15 protein-coding genes are annotated in these 17,930 nt (G+C 66.8%); 5 read left to right on the forward strand and 10 right to left on the reverse strand.

Going from position 1 to position 17,930, the window contains the following annotated elements; all coding sequences use genetic code 11:
* Nucleotides 1–76: 76 nt before the first annotated feature.
* Together AC5P6A_RS12200 and AC5P6A_RS12205 are read left to right on the forward strand one after the other, a co-directional pair.
* Complete coding sequence (locus AC5P6A_RS12200; protein ID WP_021204672.1) at nt 77–2,776, forward strand: TonB-dependent receptor; 2,700 nt, start codon at nt 77–79, stop codon at nt 2,774–2,776.
* A gap of 111 nt (nt 2,777–2,887) precedes the next feature.
* Entirely contained in the window at nt 2,888–5,239 is a 2,352-nt protein-coding gene (locus AC5P6A_RS12205; protein ID WP_227844061.1) for a family 20 glycosylhydrolase, read from the forward strand.
* Nucleotides 5,240–5,364: 125 nt separating this feature from the next.
* On the opposite strand, the gene AC5P6A_RS12210 is transcribed toward AC5P6A_RS12205, so the two are convergent.
* Both AC5P6A_RS12210 and AC5P6A_RS12215 read right to left on the reverse strand, forming a co-directional pair.
* The gene (locus AC5P6A_RS12210) at nt 5,365–5,757 is read right to left on the reverse strand and encodes a VanZ family protein (protein WP_134731628.1); all 393 of its coding nucleotides are present in this window, start codon (nt 5,755–5,757) and stop codon (nt 5,365–5,367) included.
* Nucleotides 5,754–6,938, reverse strand: a complete 1,185-nt coding sequence (locus AC5P6A_RS12215) for a class I SAM-dependent methyltransferase (RefSeq protein WP_058981625.1) — start codon at nt 6,936–6,938, stop codon at nt 5,754–5,756. The genes AC5P6A_RS12210 and AC5P6A_RS12215 overlap by 4 nt, the downstream gene beginning before the upstream one ends.
* Before the next feature lie 58 nt (nt 6,939–6,996).
* Here AC5P6A_RS12215 and AC5P6A_RS12220 point away from each other — a divergent pair, with 58 nt between their 5' ends.
* Nucleotides 6,997–7,734, forward strand: coding sequence for a pteridine reductase (locus AC5P6A_RS12220; protein ID WP_171952621.1), 738 nt, complete (start codon nt 6,997–6,999; stop codon nt 7,732–7,734).
* A 76-nt stretch (nt 7,735–7,810) separates the two neighbouring features.
* On the opposite strand, the gene folK is transcribed toward AC5P6A_RS12220, so the two are convergent.
* Nucleotides 7,811–8,296, reverse strand: coding sequence for a 2-amino-4-hydroxy-6-hydroxymethyldihydropteridine diphosphokinase (gene folK, locus AC5P6A_RS12225; RefSeq protein WP_012481279.1), 486 nt, complete (start codon nt 8,294–8,296; stop codon nt 7,811–7,813).
* 89 nt (nt 8,297–8,385) lie between these two features.
* Here folK and AC5P6A_RS12230 point away from each other — a divergent pair, with 89 nt between their 5' ends.
* Nucleotides 8,386–9,129: a proteasome-type protease gene (locus tag AC5P6A_RS12230; RefSeq protein WP_019660665.1), complete on the forward strand. Its 744-nt coding sequence runs from the start codon at nt 8,386–8,388 to the stop codon at nt 9,127–9,129.
* 75 nt (nt 9,130–9,204) lie between these two features.
* Here the strand turns inward: AC5P6A_RS12230 and AC5P6A_RS12235 are convergent, their stop codons facing one another.
* The 4 genes from AC5P6A_RS12235 to AC5P6A_RS12250 form a co-directional block, all read right to left on the reverse strand.
* Nucleotides 9,205–10,716, reverse strand: coding sequence for an ATP-binding protein (locus AC5P6A_RS12235; RefSeq protein ID WP_019660666.1), 1,512 nt, complete (start codon nt 10,714–10,716; stop codon nt 9,205–9,207).
* Between the two features lie 4 nt (nt 10,717–10,720).
* The gene (locus AC5P6A_RS12240; protein WP_005411057.1) at nt 10,721–11,161 is read right to left on the reverse strand and encodes a response regulator; all 441 of its coding nucleotides are present in this window, start codon (nt 11,159–11,161) and stop codon (nt 10,721–10,723) included.
* A complete protein-coding gene (locus tag AC5P6A_RS12245) occupies nt 11,158–12,975 on the reverse strand; it encodes a sensor histidine kinase (protein ID WP_019660667.1) in 1,818 nt (605 codons plus the stop codon). Before AC5P6A_RS12245 ends, AC5P6A_RS12240 begins: the two co-directional genes overlap by 4 nt.
* 236 nt (nt 12,976–13,211) lie before the next feature.
* Complete coding sequence (locus tag AC5P6A_RS12250) at nt 13,212–13,595, reverse strand: BON domain-containing protein (RefSeq protein WP_019660668.1); 384 nt, start codon at nt 13,593–13,595, stop codon at nt 13,212–13,214.
* Nucleotides 13,596–13,764: 169 nt separating this feature from the next.
* Between AC5P6A_RS12250 and AC5P6A_RS12255 the strand changes: the two genes are divergently transcribed.
* Nucleotides 13,765–14,808, forward strand: coding sequence for an oxidoreductase (locus AC5P6A_RS12255; protein WP_134731624.1), 1,044 nt, complete (start codon nt 13,765–13,767; stop codon nt 14,806–14,808).
* 350 nt (nt 14,809–15,158) lie between these two features.
* On the opposite strand, the gene gnd is transcribed toward AC5P6A_RS12255, so the two are convergent.
* The 3 genes from gnd to AC5P6A_RS12270 are packed head-to-tail and all read right to left on the reverse strand — an operon-like array spanning nt 15,159 to nt 17,924.
* On the reverse strand, nt 15,159–16,064 hold the full coding sequence (gnd, locus tag AC5P6A_RS12260) for a phosphogluconate dehydrogenase (NAD(+)-dependent, decarboxylating) (protein WP_134729960.1): 906 nt from the start codon (nt 16,062–16,064) through the stop codon (nt 15,159–15,161).
* Between the two features lie 10 nt (nt 16,065–16,074).
* Nucleotides 16,075–17,313 (reverse strand): hypothetical protein, encoded by a 1,239-nt coding sequence (locus tag AC5P6A_RS12265; RefSeq protein WP_134730126.1) that lies wholly within the window; start codon nt 17,311–17,313, stop codon nt 16,075–16,077.
* A 17-nt stretch (nt 17,314–17,330) separates the two neighbouring features.
* Nucleotides 17,331–17,924: a DUF2242 domain-containing protein gene (locus tag AC5P6A_RS12270; RefSeq protein ID WP_019660672.1), complete on the reverse strand. Its 594-nt coding sequence runs from the start codon at nt 17,922–17,924 to the stop codon at nt 17,331–17,333.
* Nucleotides 17,925–17,930 lie beyond the last annotated feature (6 nt).

The raw sequence follows: 17,930 nt of genomic DNA on the forward strand, positions 1-17,930 counted from the left end.
GCCGCCCCGCGCATGTCATCGCAACCGTAACCGAACACCGCCGCCGGCACCCAATCGAGTGATGAGGAGAGACATCATGAACACCCGCAAGACCCTGCTTTCGGCAGCCATCGTCAGCTGCATCGCCTTCAGTGCGCACGCGCAGCAGGCGGCCCCGACCGCCACCGATCTGGACACCGTGACCGTTACCGGCATCCGTGGCTCGATGGAAAAGTCGCTGGACACCAAGCGCGAAGCCAATGCGCGCGTGGAAGTGGTCACTGCCGAAGACGTGGGCAAGCTGCCCGCGCACAATGTTGCCGATACCCTGCAGCGCCTGCCGGGCGTGAACATCAGCTCGTCCAGCGCCGACGAAGGTGGCTTCGATGAAGCCGACCGTGTCAGCCTGCGCGGCACCAGCCCGAGCCTGACCCAGACCCTGATCAACGGCCACAGCGTCGGCTCGGCCGACTGGTTCGTGCTCAGCCAAGGTAGCAATGTCGGCCGCAGCGTCAGCTACACCCTGCTGCCGTCGGAACTGGTGCGCTCGGTGGAGGTGAACAAGTCCTCGCAGGCCAAGCTGCAGGACGGCGGCACCACCGGCACCGTCAACATCCTCACCCGCAAGCCGCTGGAATTTTCCAAGCAGATCACCGCTGAAGCCTCGATCGGCGCGGTGCGCTCGGACCAGGCCAAGTCGACCGACCCGCAGCTGTCGGGCCTGTTCAACTACAAAAACGACGACGGCACCTTCGGCGTGATGGTGCAGGGGTTCAGCCAGAAGCGTGAACTGCGTCGTGAAGCGCAGGAAATCCCGTCGGGCTTCTTCAAGATCGACCCGAACGGCACCGTAGCCAAGTCCAACCCGGACCTGGCCGGTGTCTATGCGCCCGCCCTGCTCGGCTCGACCCTGTTCGAGCAGACCCGCGAGCGCAAGGGTGGCCTGATCTCACTGCAGTTCAAGCCGGCCGACAATCTGACGCTGGGCCTGGAAGGCTTCAGTTCCAAGATGGAAGCCAACAACTACAACCGCAACTTCATGTTGTGGGGTAGCAAGATCATGGGCGACGACAAGGACGACGCCGGCGTGATCACTCGCCCGGGCCAGGCCCCGCTGCCAGGCTATGTGGTCAAGGATGGCGTGCTGACCAACGCCAACTTCGCAGGCGTCGCCGGTACGCCGTACGCGGTGTACGACATGATCTACCGCGAGGCCACCGCCAAGAGCAACTACATCACCCTCGATGCCGACTGGCAGATCAACGACAGCCTCAACGCCAAGTTCCAGGCCGGCAGCACCAAGGGCACCGGCACCACGCCGCGCCAGTTCATCGCGGAAGTGACCGTGGCTGACGGCGGCGGCGCCAATTGGACCACCCACGGCAACGGTTCGCCGGTGGACTGGAACGTCGGCGGCGACATCAGCCCGAACGGCGTGACCAGCTTCGGCACCTGGGGCAACCAGGAAGTCACTGCCGAAGACAAGGAAAAGTGGTTCACGGCGGACTTCAATCAGTACTTCAACGATGGCGGCGTGCTGAACTCGCTCGACTTCGGCGTGCGCTATGCCGACCACAAGCGCGAGGCGCTGTCGCCGGAAGGGGCAACGCCGGGCGCGATCTGGGACGCACTGAAGGGCGCCCCCACCGGCAGCTTCCCGGGTGGCTTCGCCGGCGGCATCGGCGGCAATTTCCCGCGCAACATCTGGTACTACACCCCCGGTGCGCTGAAGGACGCAGTGCTCAACAACTCCACCTGGCTGGCCGGCAATGACGGCCCGACCGGTCGCCACAACTATGGCGCCGAGTGGAAGGTGGCCGAAAAGAACTTCGCCGGCTATGTCCAGGCCAACTTCAGCGGCGACCGTTGGAGCGGCAACGTCGGCCTGCGCTACGTCAACATCAAGCAGGACATCGACACCTACCAGGCGGTCAGCGATATCGCCAACGCCGACGTCAGCAGCCTGTTCGGCAAATGGAAGGCGCTGTCGTTCGAAAACAAGCACGACCGCATCCTGCCCAGCGCGAACCTGAAGTTCGATCTGGCCGATGACCTGGTGTTCCGCTTCGCCGCGTCGCAGACCCAGACCCTGCCGGACTTCTCGGCACTGGGCGCATCGTCCTGGGGTTCGGACCTGACCAAGGTCGGCGGTGGCGGCAACCCGAAGCTGAAGCCGGTGCTGTCGACCAACTTCGACGCCAACCTGGAGTGGTACTTCATGCCGCGCGGCCTGGTGTCGCTGGGCGCGTACTCGATGAACCTGAAGGACTACGTGGCCTTCGGCACCCAGACCCAGATGCTGTACAGCGAGCTGAGCAACCAGCTGGAGGCCTACCAGGTCGCCGTGCCGGTCAACGCCGACGGCAAGGTCTACGGCATGGAGTTCGCCTACGAACAGCCGCTGGGTGAGAACTTCGGCCTGAACGCCAACTACACCTACGCCGACGGCAGCACCTCCCACACCTGGGAAGACGGCAGCAACAACCTGCTGGGTACCTCGAAGAACACCTACAACGTGGGTGCCTACTTCGAGAATGATACCTTCGGTGCGCGCGTCAGCTACACCTACCGGTCCTCGTTCCTGATCGGTCTGAAGGGCGCGAGCCCGTACTACCAGGATGATTTCGGCACACTGTCGCTGTCGCTCAGCTACAAGGCTACCGACTGGATGAGCGTGAGCTTCGATGCGCTGAACCTCAACAACCCGACGCTGAAGTACTACCAGAGCGCCTCGATCCCGAGCGCGTTCTATGAGAACGGTCGCCAGTACTACCTCAACTTCCGCTTCAAGTACTGATCCAGCGGCGGCATCATCGCCGAGTCGTGCACGCACGCCGGGCCTGGGTCATTCCGGGCCCGGCGTTTTTCATGTATAGCGTTCATCGCACCGTTCCAAGGAGTCGTTCCGATGGTCAAGCCTTCCCGCGCCCGGATGCGCAGCGCGCTGCTGGGCAGCCTGATTGCCCTGCTGCCGGCACTGCCGGCGCTGGCCGCCGATCCCACGCCGGCCACCGAAGCACCCGGCCCGCAGCTACGCACCGGCAGCCTGATGCTGATTCCCGCGCCAGCCACCGTGCAGCGCGGCCAGGGCAGCGGCATCACCGTACGCGCCGATACCGCGCTGCACGCCGAAGGCGAAGCCGCGCAGCGCGTCGCCACCCAGTTCACCGACCTGCTGGCGCGCAGTGGCGGTCCGCGCCTTACGCCGGCCAAGGGCAAGACGGCAGCCGCCCCGGGCGGCATACGCTTCCAGATCGTGCCCACCTTCCGTGACAGCGGCGAGAGCTACACGCTGGAAAGCACCGCGCAGGGCGTGGTGATCCAGGCCGGCAACGAAACCGGCCTGTTCTACGGCGCGACCACGCTTGCCCAGCTGGCCACGGGCGGAAGCAACGGCGTGCTTCCCGCGGTGCAGATCCAGGACGCGCCGCGCTTCAGCTGGCGCGGTTTCATGCTCGACTCGGCACGGCATTTCCAGAGCCTGGACGAGATCAAGCGCGTGCTCGATGCGATGGCCGCGCACAAGCTCAATACCTTCCACTGGCACCTGACCGATGACCAGGGCTGGCGCATGGAGATCAAGCGGTACCCCAAGCTGACCGAGGTGGGAAGCTGCCGCCTGCCGGCGGGTGATGGCGGCGTCGATCCGGCCAATGGCCAGGAGCATCCGTACTGCGGCTTCTACACGCAGGAGCAGATCCGCGAAGTGATCGCCTATGCCGCCAAGCTGCATATCCAGGTGATTCCGGAAATCGACGTGCCCGGCCATGCCACCGCCGCGATTGCCGCGTACCCGGAACTGGGTTCGATCGACACCCCGCTGAAGCCGATCAGTGAATGGGGCGTGTTCCCGAACCTGTTCAACGTGGAAGACAGCACCGTCACCTTCCTCGAGAACGTGCTGGAAGAAGTGATCGAACTGTTCCCTGCGAAGTACGTGCACGTGGGCGGCGACGAGGCAGTCAAGGACCAGTGGGAAGCCTCGAAGCAGGTGCAGCAGCGCATGCGTGCACTGGGCATCAAGGATGAAATGGCCATGCAGAGCCACATCATCAAGCGCCTGGAGACCTTCCTGGAGAAGCACGACCGGCGCCTGATCGGGTGGGACGAAATCCTCGAAGGCGGCCTGCCACCGCAGGCCACGGTGATGTCGTGGCAGGGCACCGAAGGTGGCCTGGCCGCGGCCAGTGCTGGCCATGACGTGGTCATGTCGCCGGTGGGCTACCTCTATCTGGATTACCTGCAGACGGCCTCGCCGAACGAACCGCCGGGCCGCCCGGCCCAGGTCAACCTCGGCAAGCTGTACAACTACGAGCCGGTGCCGGCCGAGCTGGCGGCCGACAAGCGCCAGCACATTCTCGGTCTGCAGGCCAACATGTTCACCGAGCACACGCGCACCTACGCACGCCTGCAGCACAACCTGTTCCCGCGCCTGGCGGCAGTGGCCGAGACCGGCTGGAGCACGCCGGAACATCGCGACTTCCGCGATTTCCTCGCGCGCCTGCCCGCGCAGCTGCAGCGCTACCGCGCCTGGGGCCTGGCCTACGCGCAGACCCCGTTCGAAGTGGGCGTGGACTACACCAACAACCGCGCCGCCAACACGGTGACCGTGTCGCTGGCCAATCCGCTGGGCTATGAAGTGCGCTACAGCACCGATGGCCAGCCGGTGACGGCGCAGTCGCCGCTGTACCAGCAGCCGCTGACCGCGCAGCTGCCGGCTACCGTGCAGGCCGCCGCGTTCTACCAGGGCCAGACGCTGGCGGCGAAGCCGACGATCGCGGCGTTCAGCGCACAATCGCTGCTCAGCCGCCGCAGCGATGAGCTGCTCAGCTGCGTGGGCAAGAAGGGGCTGGTGCTGCGCCTGGAGGACGATGGCCCGCGCGAAGGAAACCGCGCGGTGTTCAACGTGGATATCTTCCAGCCCTGCTGGCGCTGGCCGCAGGCGCAGCTGGACGGCGTCGGCAGCGTGGAAGTCCGTGCCGGGCGCATCCCCTATTACTTCCAGCTGGCCCACGACGAGCCGAAGCGTCGCTTCGAAAAAGCAAGGCGCGCGCATGGCGAGATGCAGGTGCGTCGCGGAGATTGCAGCGGCAAGGTGCTGGCCGAAGTACCGCTGCCGGCCACGCCCGATGCCGATGGCTTCGTGACGCTGCGTGCGGCGCTGCCGAAGGGGACGCAGGGCACCGGTGACCTGTGCATCAACTTCACCGGCGACACGCGCCCGGCGATGTGGGTGCTGGATGAGGTCACGCTCAGGTAGGTGCCAACCTTGGTTGGCGCTTTGTGGCCGGATCCACGCATGGCGTGGATCTACTGTAGAGCCGAGCCCATGCTCGGCTTTCCGGTTGAAAGGCAGCCGAGCATGGGCTCGGCTCTACAGGAACCTCACCCTCGCCAGCGCAGCAGCAGGTCGCGCAGCGGGGTCAGGGCCGTGACCATGCCGACCAGCACGCCCACCGTGTTGGCGATGGCGTCCATCGGGTCGGCCATGCGGTTGCTGGTCAGTGCGCCTTGGGCGACCTCGATGCCGATGCCCATCAACACCAGGGCCACGCCCACCCACAGCAGCGGCCTGCCGCGGCGGAACAGCTGCACGGCGCTGCCGGCCAGGATGAAGTAGGCGACGAAGTGCTCGCCCTTGTCGCTGTTTTCCGGCAACGGAATCGGCGGTGGCGGGATCAGGCAGACCACAATCACCAGCAGCACGGCCAAACCCCACAGCACGGCCCACAACCGCGGCCGCCGCAGCGGCTTGATCACCGGCAACACCTCGCTCACAGGCGCCAGCTCAGGTCACCCAGTTCGAAGGCCGGTTCGAAATCGACGCCACGCTGCAGGCCGATGGCCTGGAAGCGCTCGCCCATCTCGGTCGGCAGGGTCAGCTTCTTTACCTGGTCGCGCAGCTGGATGCGGCCGACCTCGTCGGTGCGTTCCTCGGCCAGCAGCAGCACCTGGTCCAGGCCATTACCGAGCAGGAAGCTGGCCTGGCTGCAGTAGCCGGCCAGCTCGAAACCGCCGTGCATGCCGGCCTCGGCCATCGCGGTGAAATCCACCGACGCGGTGATGTCCTGCAGGCCCGGCCAGCGGTGCACGTCGTTGTGCACGTGATGGCGGTAGAACGCGCGCACGGTGCCCTCATCGCGGTCGTGCTGGTAGAACTCGCTGCGACTGTAGCCGTAGTCGACGAACAGCATCGCACCACGCTGCATGCCACCAGCCACCGCCTGCAGCCAGTACGGCAGCTGCGGCAACACTTCGGAACGGTAGCCCTCGGCGAAAGGCTTTTCCAGGTAGCGCTCGATATGGCGCACCGCACCGTTGAGCAGGATGTCGGCCGGCTGCGCACCACGGATGAAATTGCCTTCGGCGTCCAGCTCGACGGTTTCCTCGTAGACCTCGCCATCGCGGATCAGGAAGCGCGGGGTCGGCAGCGCGTCGATCACCTCATTGGCGAACACCACGCCTTCCCAGTCCTCGTCGAACGGGCGGTCGACCCAGTCCACGCGCGCGGCCAGCTCGGCCGGCAGGTTCTGCTGCAGACGCTGCTGCTGGCGCTCGCGCAGATCGGCACTGGGTTCGAGGATGGCGTAGCGCGACGGCAGCGCATCCAGCTCGGCCAGGCGCAGCAGCACTGCCTCGGCGAAGGCGCCGGTGCCGCCGCCCAGCTCCAGCATCCGCGCCTGCGCGCCGAGCTGGGCGAACACCGGTGCAAGCGCATTGGCCACGCTGCCGGCAAACAGGCTGCCGAGCTCGGGCGCGGTGGTGAAGTCACCGCTGCCACCGAACTTGCTGGCGCCGGCGCTGTAATAGCCCCAGCCCGGGGTGTACAGGCACAGCTCCATGAAGCGCGAGAAGGGCATGGCCCCGCCCTGCGCGAGGATTTCAGCACGCAGGGCGGCCGCCAGCTGGTCGCTGTGGGCCAGGGCATCGGCTTCGGGCAGGGGGAAGGTGGGCTGCATGGCGTCTTCGAATGCGGTGACAATGTGCACAGGATAGCTGAGCCTTGGAGGACCCTCGATGAGCGATACCCACCCCGTGGTCCTGATCACCGGCAGCGCGCGCCGGATCGGCGCGGCCATCGCCCGCCAGTTCCACGCCTGTGGCTGGTCGGTGGTGCTACATGCCAACACCTCCAGCGCCGAACTGCAGCAGGCCGCGTTCGATTTCGACAATGTGCGGCCGGGCAGCGTGCTGGCCCTGCAGGCCGACCTGCGTGACGCCGACGCCCTGCCCGAACTGGTGGAACAGGCCGTTACCCACTTCGGCCGCCTGGACGCGCTGGTCAACAACGCCTCCAACTTCTTCCCCACCCCGCTCGGCCAGGTCACCGCCGAGGCGATGGACGCGCTGTATGCGGTCAATGCACGCGCGCCGCTGCTGCTGTCACAGGCGGCGGCGCCCTACCTGCGCCGCCAGCAGGGCTGCATCGTCAACCTGACCGACCTGCACGGCACCGATCCGATGCGCGACCACATCGCCTACACCATGGCCAAGGCCGCGCTGGAGATGGCCACCCGCGCTCTGGCACTGGAGCTGGCGCCGAAGGTGCGGGTCAACGCGGTGGCGCCGGGTGCGATCCTCTGGCCGGAACAGGGCAAGGACGATTTCGCCCGCGAGGCGCTGCTGGCGCGCACGCCGCTGGCGCGGATCGGCACGGTCGAGGAGATCGCCGAAGCGGTCTACTGGCTGGTGGCCGAAGCCAGCTTCGTCACCGGCCACACCCTGCGCGTGGATGGTGGGCGCACCGTCAGCTGAGAGGTTGCCGGCCAGCGGCCGGCACCACCGGTAGCGCCGGGCCATGCCCGGCGAGCGCAGCGGCAACAACAACCCATCATTCCAGGTCCACCACCTCGAACGCCTCGCCAAACTGCGCGTGCGCCCGCCACAGCGTGGCCAGGTCCTGCCCGCTGACCGGGTCGATGAAGCCCGGCGCGATGTCCGCCAGCGGCTTCAGCACGAAGGCATGCTTCAGTTCCGGGCGCGGAATGCGCAGGTGGCCGGGGCCTTCCACCACCAGGTCGCCGTAGAACACCACGTCGATGTCCAGGGTCCGGTCGGAGAAGCGCGGCCCGCTGCGGTCGCGGCCGTGCGCGTCTTCCAGCGCGTGCAGCCAGTCGTCCAGTTCCTGCAGCGGCAGATCGGTCTCGATCGCCACCGCATTGTTGAGGAAGGCCGGGCCATCGAAGCCGACCGCGGCAGTACGGTAGGCCGGCGAGACCTGCAGCGCGCCGAAGCGCTCGCGCAGGGCCGTCACCGCGGCGTGGAGGTAGCGGCGGGGCTGGACGTTGCTGCCCAGGCTCAGGAGCACGGTGGTCATGCGGTTCAGGTGGCAGCGATGGGGGCGTGGACATGCCGTCGTCACGGCGGCCTGCCTACAATCCGGGACGCACATGATAGGGCACCGACATGACCTATTGCGTTGGAATCGAGGTGGACGAGGGCCTGGTCTTCGCTGCCGACACCCGGACCAATGCCTCGCTGGACGATGTGCGCGTGCATCGCAAGCTGCACGTGTTCGAATATCCCGGCCAGGCAGCCTACGTGCTGATGGCGGCTGGCAACCTGGCCACCACCCAGCTGCTGGTGTCGCGCCTGGGCCGCGACGCCGCAGAGCGGCGCGTGCCCAACCTGCGCGACATGACCCACCTGTTCGAAGCCGCCGCGTATGTGGGTCAGCTGCTGGTGGACAGCCAGGTGCACAGCAGCCACAGCGAACACGGCCATGACGGGGTCAACACCCAGGCCACGCTGATCTTCGGCGGCCAGATCGCCGGCGAGCGGCCCGGGCTGTACATGATCTACCCGCTCGGCAACGCCATTGCCGCCTCGCCGGAGACGCCCTACCTGCAGATCGGTGAATCCAAGTACGGCAAGCCGATCCTGGATCGCATCCTCAGCCCGACCACGCGGCTGGAGGACGCCGCGCGCACGGCCATCGTCTCGCTGGACTCCACCATCCGGTCCAACCTGTCGGTGGGCCTGCCGATCGACCTGGCGCTGCTGCGCGACGGTGAACTGCGTATCGGTCGGCAACTGCGGCTGGGCGCGGATTCAGCGCTGTATGCCGATATCCACCAGAACTGGTCACGGCGCCTGGAACAGGCGGTGGACGCCCTGCCGCGGTTCCCCTGGGAAACCGACGAACGGTAGTGCCGGCCGCTGGCCGGCGACCGCGTTGATACCAGCACACAGGGATGCCGGCCAGCGCCCGGCGCTACCGGGGCATCAGCCCAGCGCTTCTGCCACGGCGCGGAAGACCTGCTGCATCTGCAGCGGCTTGTGCAGTACATGCACCTCCACTCCGGCCGGGAAGGCGTCGGCCGAGACCGGCACCGCAGGGTCTTCCAGCACCAGCGCCGGGCCGCGGTAACCGAGCGCGGCCATCTCGCCCAGCAGCTGGCTGGCCGGCAGCAGCTTGGAGCCGGCATCGGCAATCACCAGCGCTGGCATTGCCTCCTGCTGCATCCAGCGCAGCGCCGCCGGGCCATCGGAGGCCAACTGCAGCTGGTAGCCCTGGCTGGACAGCGCGTTGCCGAGCAGCGACAGGCGCGTGGCTTCCCCATCGACCACCAGGATCGACTGGCCGCTGCCCAAGGCCACCAGCTGTTCGATCGGCTCGCTGCCGTCGATGATCTCGTGCATCGGCAGGCGCAGTTCGAAGCAGGTGCCCTGTCCCGGCTGGCTGCTGACATGGATGCTGCCACCAGCGCCCTCAACAATGCGCTTGCAGGAGATCAGGCCCAGGCCAGTGCCATCTGCCTTGGTGGTGAAGAATGGATTGAACAGGTGCGACAGCGTGTCCGCATCCATGCCAATGCCTTCATCGGCAACGCAGATACGCATCCAGTCCACGCCATCGCGCTGGCCGGCATGGCTGGCGGTCAGGCTCAGTCGGCCGCCGTTGGGCATCGCCTGGATCGCATTGAGTGCCAGGTTCAGCATGACCTGCTGCAGTTCGGTGTAGTTGGCATCCACTACCAGGCCTTCGTCCTGCACCTGCAGTTCCAGGCGCACGGCATCGGGCACGTTGCTGCGCAACAGCAGGGCCACCGCATCGAACAGGCCCTTGATCTCGATACGCTCGCTCGGCTTGCGCGAACCGCGCACGAACGACAGCATCGATTCGGCCATCTCGTGGCCGCGGCGGCCACACTCGGCGATGACGTCGGCCAGGTGGTGCAACTGCGGATCGTCGGTACGCGCCTTCAACAGGTCCGGCATGATCAGCAGCGGCTGCAGGATGTTGCGCAGGTCATGGCTGAGGCCGGCGGCGAGCAGCGACAGGCTTTCCAGGCGCTGCGCGCGCATCAGTTCGGTCTCCACCCGTGCGCGCTCTACGGCGCTGCGGGCATCGCGGATCGCACGCGCCACCGCCGACGGCAGGCGCGCCGGCTGGTGCTTGATGATGTAATCGTTGGCGCCTTTCTGCAGCGCCGCCACCGCGTTCTCCTCACCCATGGTGCCGGAGACGAAGATGAAAGGGACTTCCGGCGCCGTCTCGCGCACGATGCGCAGCGCATCATCACCGGAAAACCCCGGCATGCTCAGGTCGGACAGCACGATGTCCGGCTGGAACGCGGCCAGTGCCTGGCGCAGCTCCGCCTCGCTCTCGACGCGCTCGAAACGAGCGTCCAGGCCCGCATCGAGCATCTGTTCGGACATCAGCTCGGCATCTTCCGGTGAGTCCTCCACCAGCAGGATGCGCAGCGCCCCCAGGGCAGGACCGGTCAGGGGCATGGGCTCACTCGAGTTCCGGTGCCTGGTTGATCAACGCCCAGAACTTGCCCAGGGTCTGCACCGCACCGAAGAACTGGTCCACGTCCACCGGCTTGACCACGTAGGCATTGACCCCCATGTCCCAGCTGCGGGCCAAATCACTTTCCTCGCGCGAGGACGACAGGATCACCACCGGCAGGCGCTTGAGTTCTTCGTGCTCGCGGATCTGCCGCAGCACTTCCAGGCCGTCCATGCGCGGCATCTTGATGTCCAGCAGCAGCACCGCCGGCAGGCCTTCCTCGCGGTTGGCGAAGGCGCCGCGGCGCAGCAGGTAGTCCATCACTTCCACGCCATCCTCGACGTGCACGATGGGATTGGCCAGACGCGCCTCTTCCAGGGCGTCGATCGCCATTTCGGCATCGGCCGGGCTGTCTTCGGCGAGAAGAATGGTGCGCAGAGTCGTCATGCAGAGGGACCTTGTTTGTCCGCGTCGGTCGCGGGGGGCAGGTAGAAGTGGAAGGTGGCGCCGACGTCCGGTTCGGCCTCGGCCCAGATACGGCCGCCATGGCGGGTGAGCACGCGACGGACGCTGGCCAGGCCGATACCGGTTCCGGGGTAGTCGCTGGCCTTGTGCAGGCGCTGGAACACACCGAACAGCTTTCCGGCATAGGCCATGTCAAAGCCTGCACCATTGTCGCTGACCGTGAACTGATGGCCGCCGTCGGGCTGGGGCTGGTAATCCACGCGGATCTTCGCCGGTTCGCGGTTGCCCGAGTACTTCACCGCGTTGCCAAGCAGGTTCAGCCAGACCTGGCGGATCATGTTCTCGTCACCCACCACGATCGGCAGCGGCGCGATGTTCCACTCCACCTGGTGCACGTGGCCGCTGGCCTCAGCCTCGGCCTGCAGATTGGAATCGAGCATGGCGCGGGTATCGGCCACCAGCGACTGCATGTCCACCGCCTGGTGCCGCATTGCCGCACGGCCCAGCCGCGAATAGACCAGCAGGTCGTCGATCAGCGCGGCCATGCGCCGCGCCGAACTGGAGATCACTTCCAGGTAATGGCGGCTCTTGTCATCGGCCGCATCGCCGAGATGGCGCGACAGCTTGTCGGAGAATCCAGCCACGTGGCGCAGCGGCGCCCGCAGATCGTGCGAGACCGAGTAACTGAAGGCTTCCAGTTCCCTGTTGACCTCGGACACCTGTGCAACCTTGCCTTCCAGCTGGCGGTTCAGTTCCTCCACACGCAGCTGCACCGCACGCTGCACGGTGACGTCGCTGACCGTGAGCAACACCACTTCGTCATCGGTGTCCGGCAGCGGCATGCGCCGCGCGTTGAGCAGCATGTAGCGCACCAAGCCATCGGCGGTGCGCTGTTCATGCTCGAAGTCCCAGAGTTCCCGGCCGCGCAGCAGCACATCGGACAGTCGCTGGCGCATCACCGGGTCTTGCCACGCACCGTTGCCGACGTTATCCAGCACCAGGCCCTCGGCGCGCTCATCCTGCAGACCATACAGCTCGGCGAAAGCAGGATTGTGCAGTTGCACGCGCAGATCGCGGTCGAGCAGCACGATCGGCTCGCGCACCGTCTGCAGCACCGACGCTGCACGCGCGGCCGAACGCAATGACTGCCGCTCGGCGTGCAGGCGGCGGCCGATCTGCCGCTGCAGCAGCCACAGCACCAGGCCGAGCAACGCCAGCTGGACCACCAGCGAACTCCACGACACCAACTCGGTCTGCTTGCGCTGGCGGGCGGCCTGCTCGGCGCGCTGTGCCAGCAGCTTCTGCTCGCTGGCCTGCAGTTCCTCCACCAGCCCGCGGATCGGATAACGCGTGCTCAGGTCCTGCACCAGCTCGCGCTGGTCACTGTTGGGCTCTGACTTTGCCAGTTCGCGGGCAAGCGCCATGCGCCCTTCCAGCATCGACTCGATGCGGCCGATGCGGATCAGCTGCTCAGGATTGTCGCGGGTCATCCGGCCCAGTTCAGCCAGGCGACCGGGAAGTTCATTGGCTTTGGCCATGCGCTCGCGCAGGCCAGGCGCGTCCACGCCCTTGGACAGGGTCAGCGCGGCCGATTCGACATCGCGTACATCGGCCTGCAGCTGCTGCAAGGCCACGCCGACAGCCTGGGTATGATTGACCCAGGCCATCGCATCTTCGCTGTCCTGCTGCAGGTGGCGCAGTGTCAACCACGGCACCACGATGATCGCTGCGGCGGCCAGCGCCAGGGCGGGCATCCGCCAGCGGTCCCAGATGTCATCACTGAAAACCAGCGCCATAGTTCCTCATCAACACGGCCGCAAAGCATGGGCCGTACCCGGCCCCAGTGCGGCGGAACCGGCAATATAGCGCAGGCGGGTCAAAACTCTGGAGTTTCCAGCGCCGCTGGCTGAACGGCTGGTACTTCGGCGCTGTACGGCCGAGCCCACGGTCGGCTGGAACCCAACGGCAGCCGAGCACGGCTCGGCGTCACGCGGGAGTGGGCGCCCCATACCGGGGCGCCCACTCCGCCAGGTCAGCGCTTGGCAGCAGTGCTGACCTTCAGTGCAGCGGCATCGACGCGGGTCACGCCCTTGATGCCCTTGGCAGTGGCAACCGCCTTGTCCTTCTCGGCCTGGGAGGCCACCGCGCCGCTCAGGCTGACAACGCCGTTCACGGTTTCCACCTTGATCTCCGTGCCCGGAACGTTGCTGCTGGCCAGCAGGTCGGCCTTCACCTTGGTGGTGATCCAGGTATCGGTCACAGGCTCATTGGAGTCATGGCGATCAGCATGCGTGGCCGGATGGCTGCTGGTCGGCGGGCTCTTGGCAGCGGGATCCTTGGCAAATGCAGCCGAGGAGGACAGCGCCAGGCCCAGCGTCAAGGCAGAAGCAATCAGTGTGCGGGAGGTATTGCTCATCGTGTCGTACTCCTTCGGGATGTGGTGCCAGTCTGGACAAGCCGCCGTAGAGCAGGCGTGGCGCTGCGGTCATGCCGCCGTGAATCGGACCGTTTCCTGGGCCAACGGTTCAGTTTGGCCTGCCACCACCCGTCGTATACCCTGCCCTTCCCACAGCCGGAGCTCTGCCATGCGCCCCGACCTGCAACTGGCCCTGATCGGCTACGGCCTCGCCGGCCGCGTCTTCCATGCGCCGCTGATCCAGCACACACCCGGGCTGGCGCTGCACAGCATCGTCAGTTCGCAGCGCGACACATTGCTGCGCGCGTTCAGCGACGTGCACGTGCGTGCGATGCCGCAGGACGTGTTCGACGATCCGGCCGTGGACGCGGTGGTGATTGCCACACCGAACGCGCAGCACGCGCCGCTTGCAATCGCGGCGCTGGCCGCGGGCAAGCACGTGCTGGTCGACAAGCCGTTTGCGCTGGATGTCGCTGAAGCCGAAGCGGTACTGGCTGCGGCACGCAGCGCCGGCCGCATCGCCACCGTGTTCCAGAACCGGCGCTTCGATGCGGATTTCCTCACCCTGCAGGCGCTGCTGGCCGAAGGCGCACTGGGCGACGTGGCCGAGTGCCATGCGCATTTCGACCGTTACCGGCCGCAGGTGCGCGATCGCTGGCGCGAGCAGGACGGGCCCGGTAGTGGCCTGTGGTACGACCTGGGTCCGCATCTGCTGGACCAGATGCTGGTGCTGTTCGGCTGGCCCGAGGCGATCGATGCGGATCTTGCCGTGCTGCGCCAAGGCGGCAGCGGCATCGATTACTTCCACGCCGTGCTGCACTACCCGCGGCATCGCGCGATCCTCCATTCCGGTTCATTGGTCGCGGCACAGACCCCGCACTTCAGCGTGCATGGCAGCAAGGCAAGCTGGATCAAGCACGGCCTGGACGTGCAGGAGGCGCAGCTGCGCCGCGGTGTGGCACCCGGTGCGCCAGGCTGGGGTATCGATCCGCGGCATGGTGAGCTGGTACGCTGCGATGCCGAAGACAACGTGCAGCGCACGACGGTGGACAACCTGCCTGGCGACTACCGGCGGCTGTATGCGCAGTTCGCCGCGGCGATGCACGGCGACGGCGAAGCTACGGTCAGCCCGGTGCAGGCACTGCAGTTGATGCGGTTGCTGCAGGCCGGCATGGACAGTGCGCGCGAAGGGCGGCGAATCGCGTTGGGGTGATCGGCAGGGCTGCGCCCTGCACCCGCAGAAGCGGTAGTGCCGGCCGCTGGCCGGCAACCTCAACAGCAAAAGCCGGCTATCCGTGGGATGGCGGGGTGGGTCGGGTTGCGGGAGACGCCGTAAATCCGTCCCTGGAGGCTTGGCCGCGCCATCCATGCCGCAGACACCCCCGCAACCGCCCCCACCTGGCCTTCGGCACTTTCCCGCGATCTGCCAGTAGATCCACGCCATGCGTGGATGACGTGCAAACAATCGGAAAATGCTTTTGCAGAGTCGAGCCATGCTCGACTGCCCTTGGCGCCATGGGGGTCAGCGCCCTTTCCTGCGGAAAGGGGTCCGACCCCGATTGCTTACGACTTCTTGATGGCGTGCCCACCGAACTCGTTGCGCATCGCCGACAGCAGGCGGTCGGTGAACGAGTTGGATTCGCGCGAACGCAGGCGTTCCAGCAGCGACAAGGTGATCACCGGGGCCGGCACGTCCAGCGCGATGGCTTCGGCGACGGTCCAGCGGCCTTCACCGGAATCCTCCACATACGGCGCGATGCCATCCAGCGACGGATTGCGCTTGAGTGCTTCGGTACTCAGGTCCAGCAGCCACGAACGCACCACGCTGCCGTGCCGCCAGACTTCGGCCACCTGGGCAAGGTCCAGCTCCATCTCCTGCTTGCGCTCCATCAGCGCGAAGCCTTCGGCGTAAGCCTGCATCATTCCGTACTCGATACCGTTGTGCACCATTTTGGTGAAGTGGCCAGCGCCGGATGGACCGACACGTGCCCAGCCGCGATCTTCAGCCGGTGCCAGCGTACGCAGCAGCGGCGCGATCTGCTCCACCACCGGCGCTTCGCCACCGACCATCAGGCTGTAGCCTTCCTGCAGGCCCCACACGCCTCCGCTGGTGCCGCAGTCGACGTAGCCCAGGCCGTCCTCGGCCAGCGCCTTGGCGCGGCGGATCGAGTCCTGGTAGTTGGAGTTGCCGCCGTCGATGACGATGTCACCCTCGGCCAGGTGCGGGATCAGCTGGCCCAGCGTCTGGTCGACGGTTTCGCCGGCCGGTACCATCAGCCACACCACGCGCGGCACCGGCAGCGCGGCCACCGCGGCGGCCAGCGAATCAACCACCTCCAGGCCGGCCTCGGCGGCGCGCTGGCGGGCGCCTTCGCCCGGGTCGTAGCCGACCACGCGGTGGCCGCCGCGATGCAGGCGCTGGGCCATGTTGGCGCCCATGCGGCCGAGGCCGATCATTGCAATATCCATTGTTTCACCTTCAGTTGGGGTCTAGGGTCAGGCTGCCTGGCCTGCCGGTAGCCGCGCAGTGGCGCAGCTGCGCCTCGCGCCAACGCCGGTAGAGCGTGGTATGCAGATTGTGCACCGCCAGGTCGATCGAAAAGGGGGTTCGCGGGTTGCGGTCAAGCAGGCGGGCGATGTGGTAGCCGATGGGACGTATACCGCGCGGATGCACATAGATCACGAACTGCTGGTAGAACGGATCGTCCAGCAGGCGGTCCATGCGTGCCAGCGTGGCGTGGTAGCGCGGCGCAAGCGCCGCGCGCACCTCAGGGTCGCGCTCGAACAGCAGGCGTTCGAAGTAGCGCTGGCCGGTGCGCGGGATGTCCTGCGCGAGTTTCCATAGTTCGACGTTGCGCTGGTCGTACCAGGCCAGGCCGCCATGCGTGGCCAGCGCCCGCGCAGCGTCCTCGCCCACCTCGACCACCACGAAGTTCTCGGCCTGGTTGCTCAGGTCATCCAGCGTGCCCTTGTCGTATGCATGCTCGATGAAACCAGGCACACCGACGAACGCCTGGCGCCCCATCGCCGAGGTACGCACTGCCTTGCCATCGGCGAAGAAATCGCCGGCATGCGCGCCAAGCAGGATGCTGTCGGTCCCATGCAGGGCGAGAAAGGTGCCGATCGACAGCTCATCCGCAGAGAACTCGGTATCGAAGGCAGCATCGCCATACAGCTCGCGCTGGGTGGCCAGCTGCGCGACCTGGCGGCCGACACCGCATTCGGCACGCACGGCACCGTTGTAGAACGCCTGCAGCGCCTTGCTGTTGCCCGCGCTGGGAACGAAACCGCGGCCAAGACTGTGCGTACGCTGCCAGCCTTGAGCGCGCGGGCCCTGCAGGCCGAAACCGATCCAGCCCATCTGCAGGCCGGAGAAGCGGAAGCGGGTGTTGGCCTGCAAGGCCGAGGCGGCGCGTTGCGTGGCCGCCCCCAGCTGGAACGCATAGGCGCAGATCGTGGCCGGATCGTCCAGCAACTGCTGCAGCAGCGCCTGGCGTGCAGCAGCGGACATGTGCGCCGGCCAGCGCACGTGCAGATCGCCTGCTGCCTGCGCCTCGGCCAGCGACGCACGGGTGCACACCGCGCCACCATGCACCTGCGGCTCCTTCAGCGCGGCCTCGTCGAAGCGCCAGCCCAGCCGCAGCAGCAGCCCCTGGGCGCAGTCGCCGGCTGTGGCCGCCACGCCCATCACAGGCGCGAGCAACAGGGCCGCGCCCATCAGCCAGCCGTGCACGTTCACCCTTGGTCCGTGCGGACCGGCGCGGGCTCAGGAACTGCTGCGGGTGGTGGCGGCGGTGGCGTGCCCGCAGCCTGTGGCAGGTACTGCTGCAGGCGCTGGAAGAAACGGCGATAGAAATCGGCGTCGGTAACCGTGCTGCTCGCCACTTTCACCAGCGAATCGTCATTGCTGCCGAACGGCAGTGATACCGAGCCCAGTGCACCGACGCCGACACTGGCGGACGTCGGGCTCTTCTTCAACGCATAACGGTCCTGCACGGCGCTTACGAACACCAACGCCTGATCGCCCCGGGGCGCACAGGAGATGCGCAGCACCAGCTGCTCATGGTCGTCTTCGCGCGGCTGGAAGTTCTTGTTGCCTTCCACCTGTGCGTCATCGGCACGGGCGATGGCGTACCCCTGGCTGAGCAGGGTGCGCCGCGCCGCTTCACAGGCATCGCCGGGGCGACCATCGACGGTACGCGAGAACGTGTCGCCGGAATCGAAGGATTCGCGCAGCAGCGTGCTGTCGGCGGCACGGCCACCACAGGCCGACAGGATCAGGGCGCTGCCAAGCGCCACAACAGCACTGGAAACGAGGGAGGACCGCATGGGTGC

The organism is Stenotrophomonas sp. YJH_SMC_20, assembly GCF_059367845.1.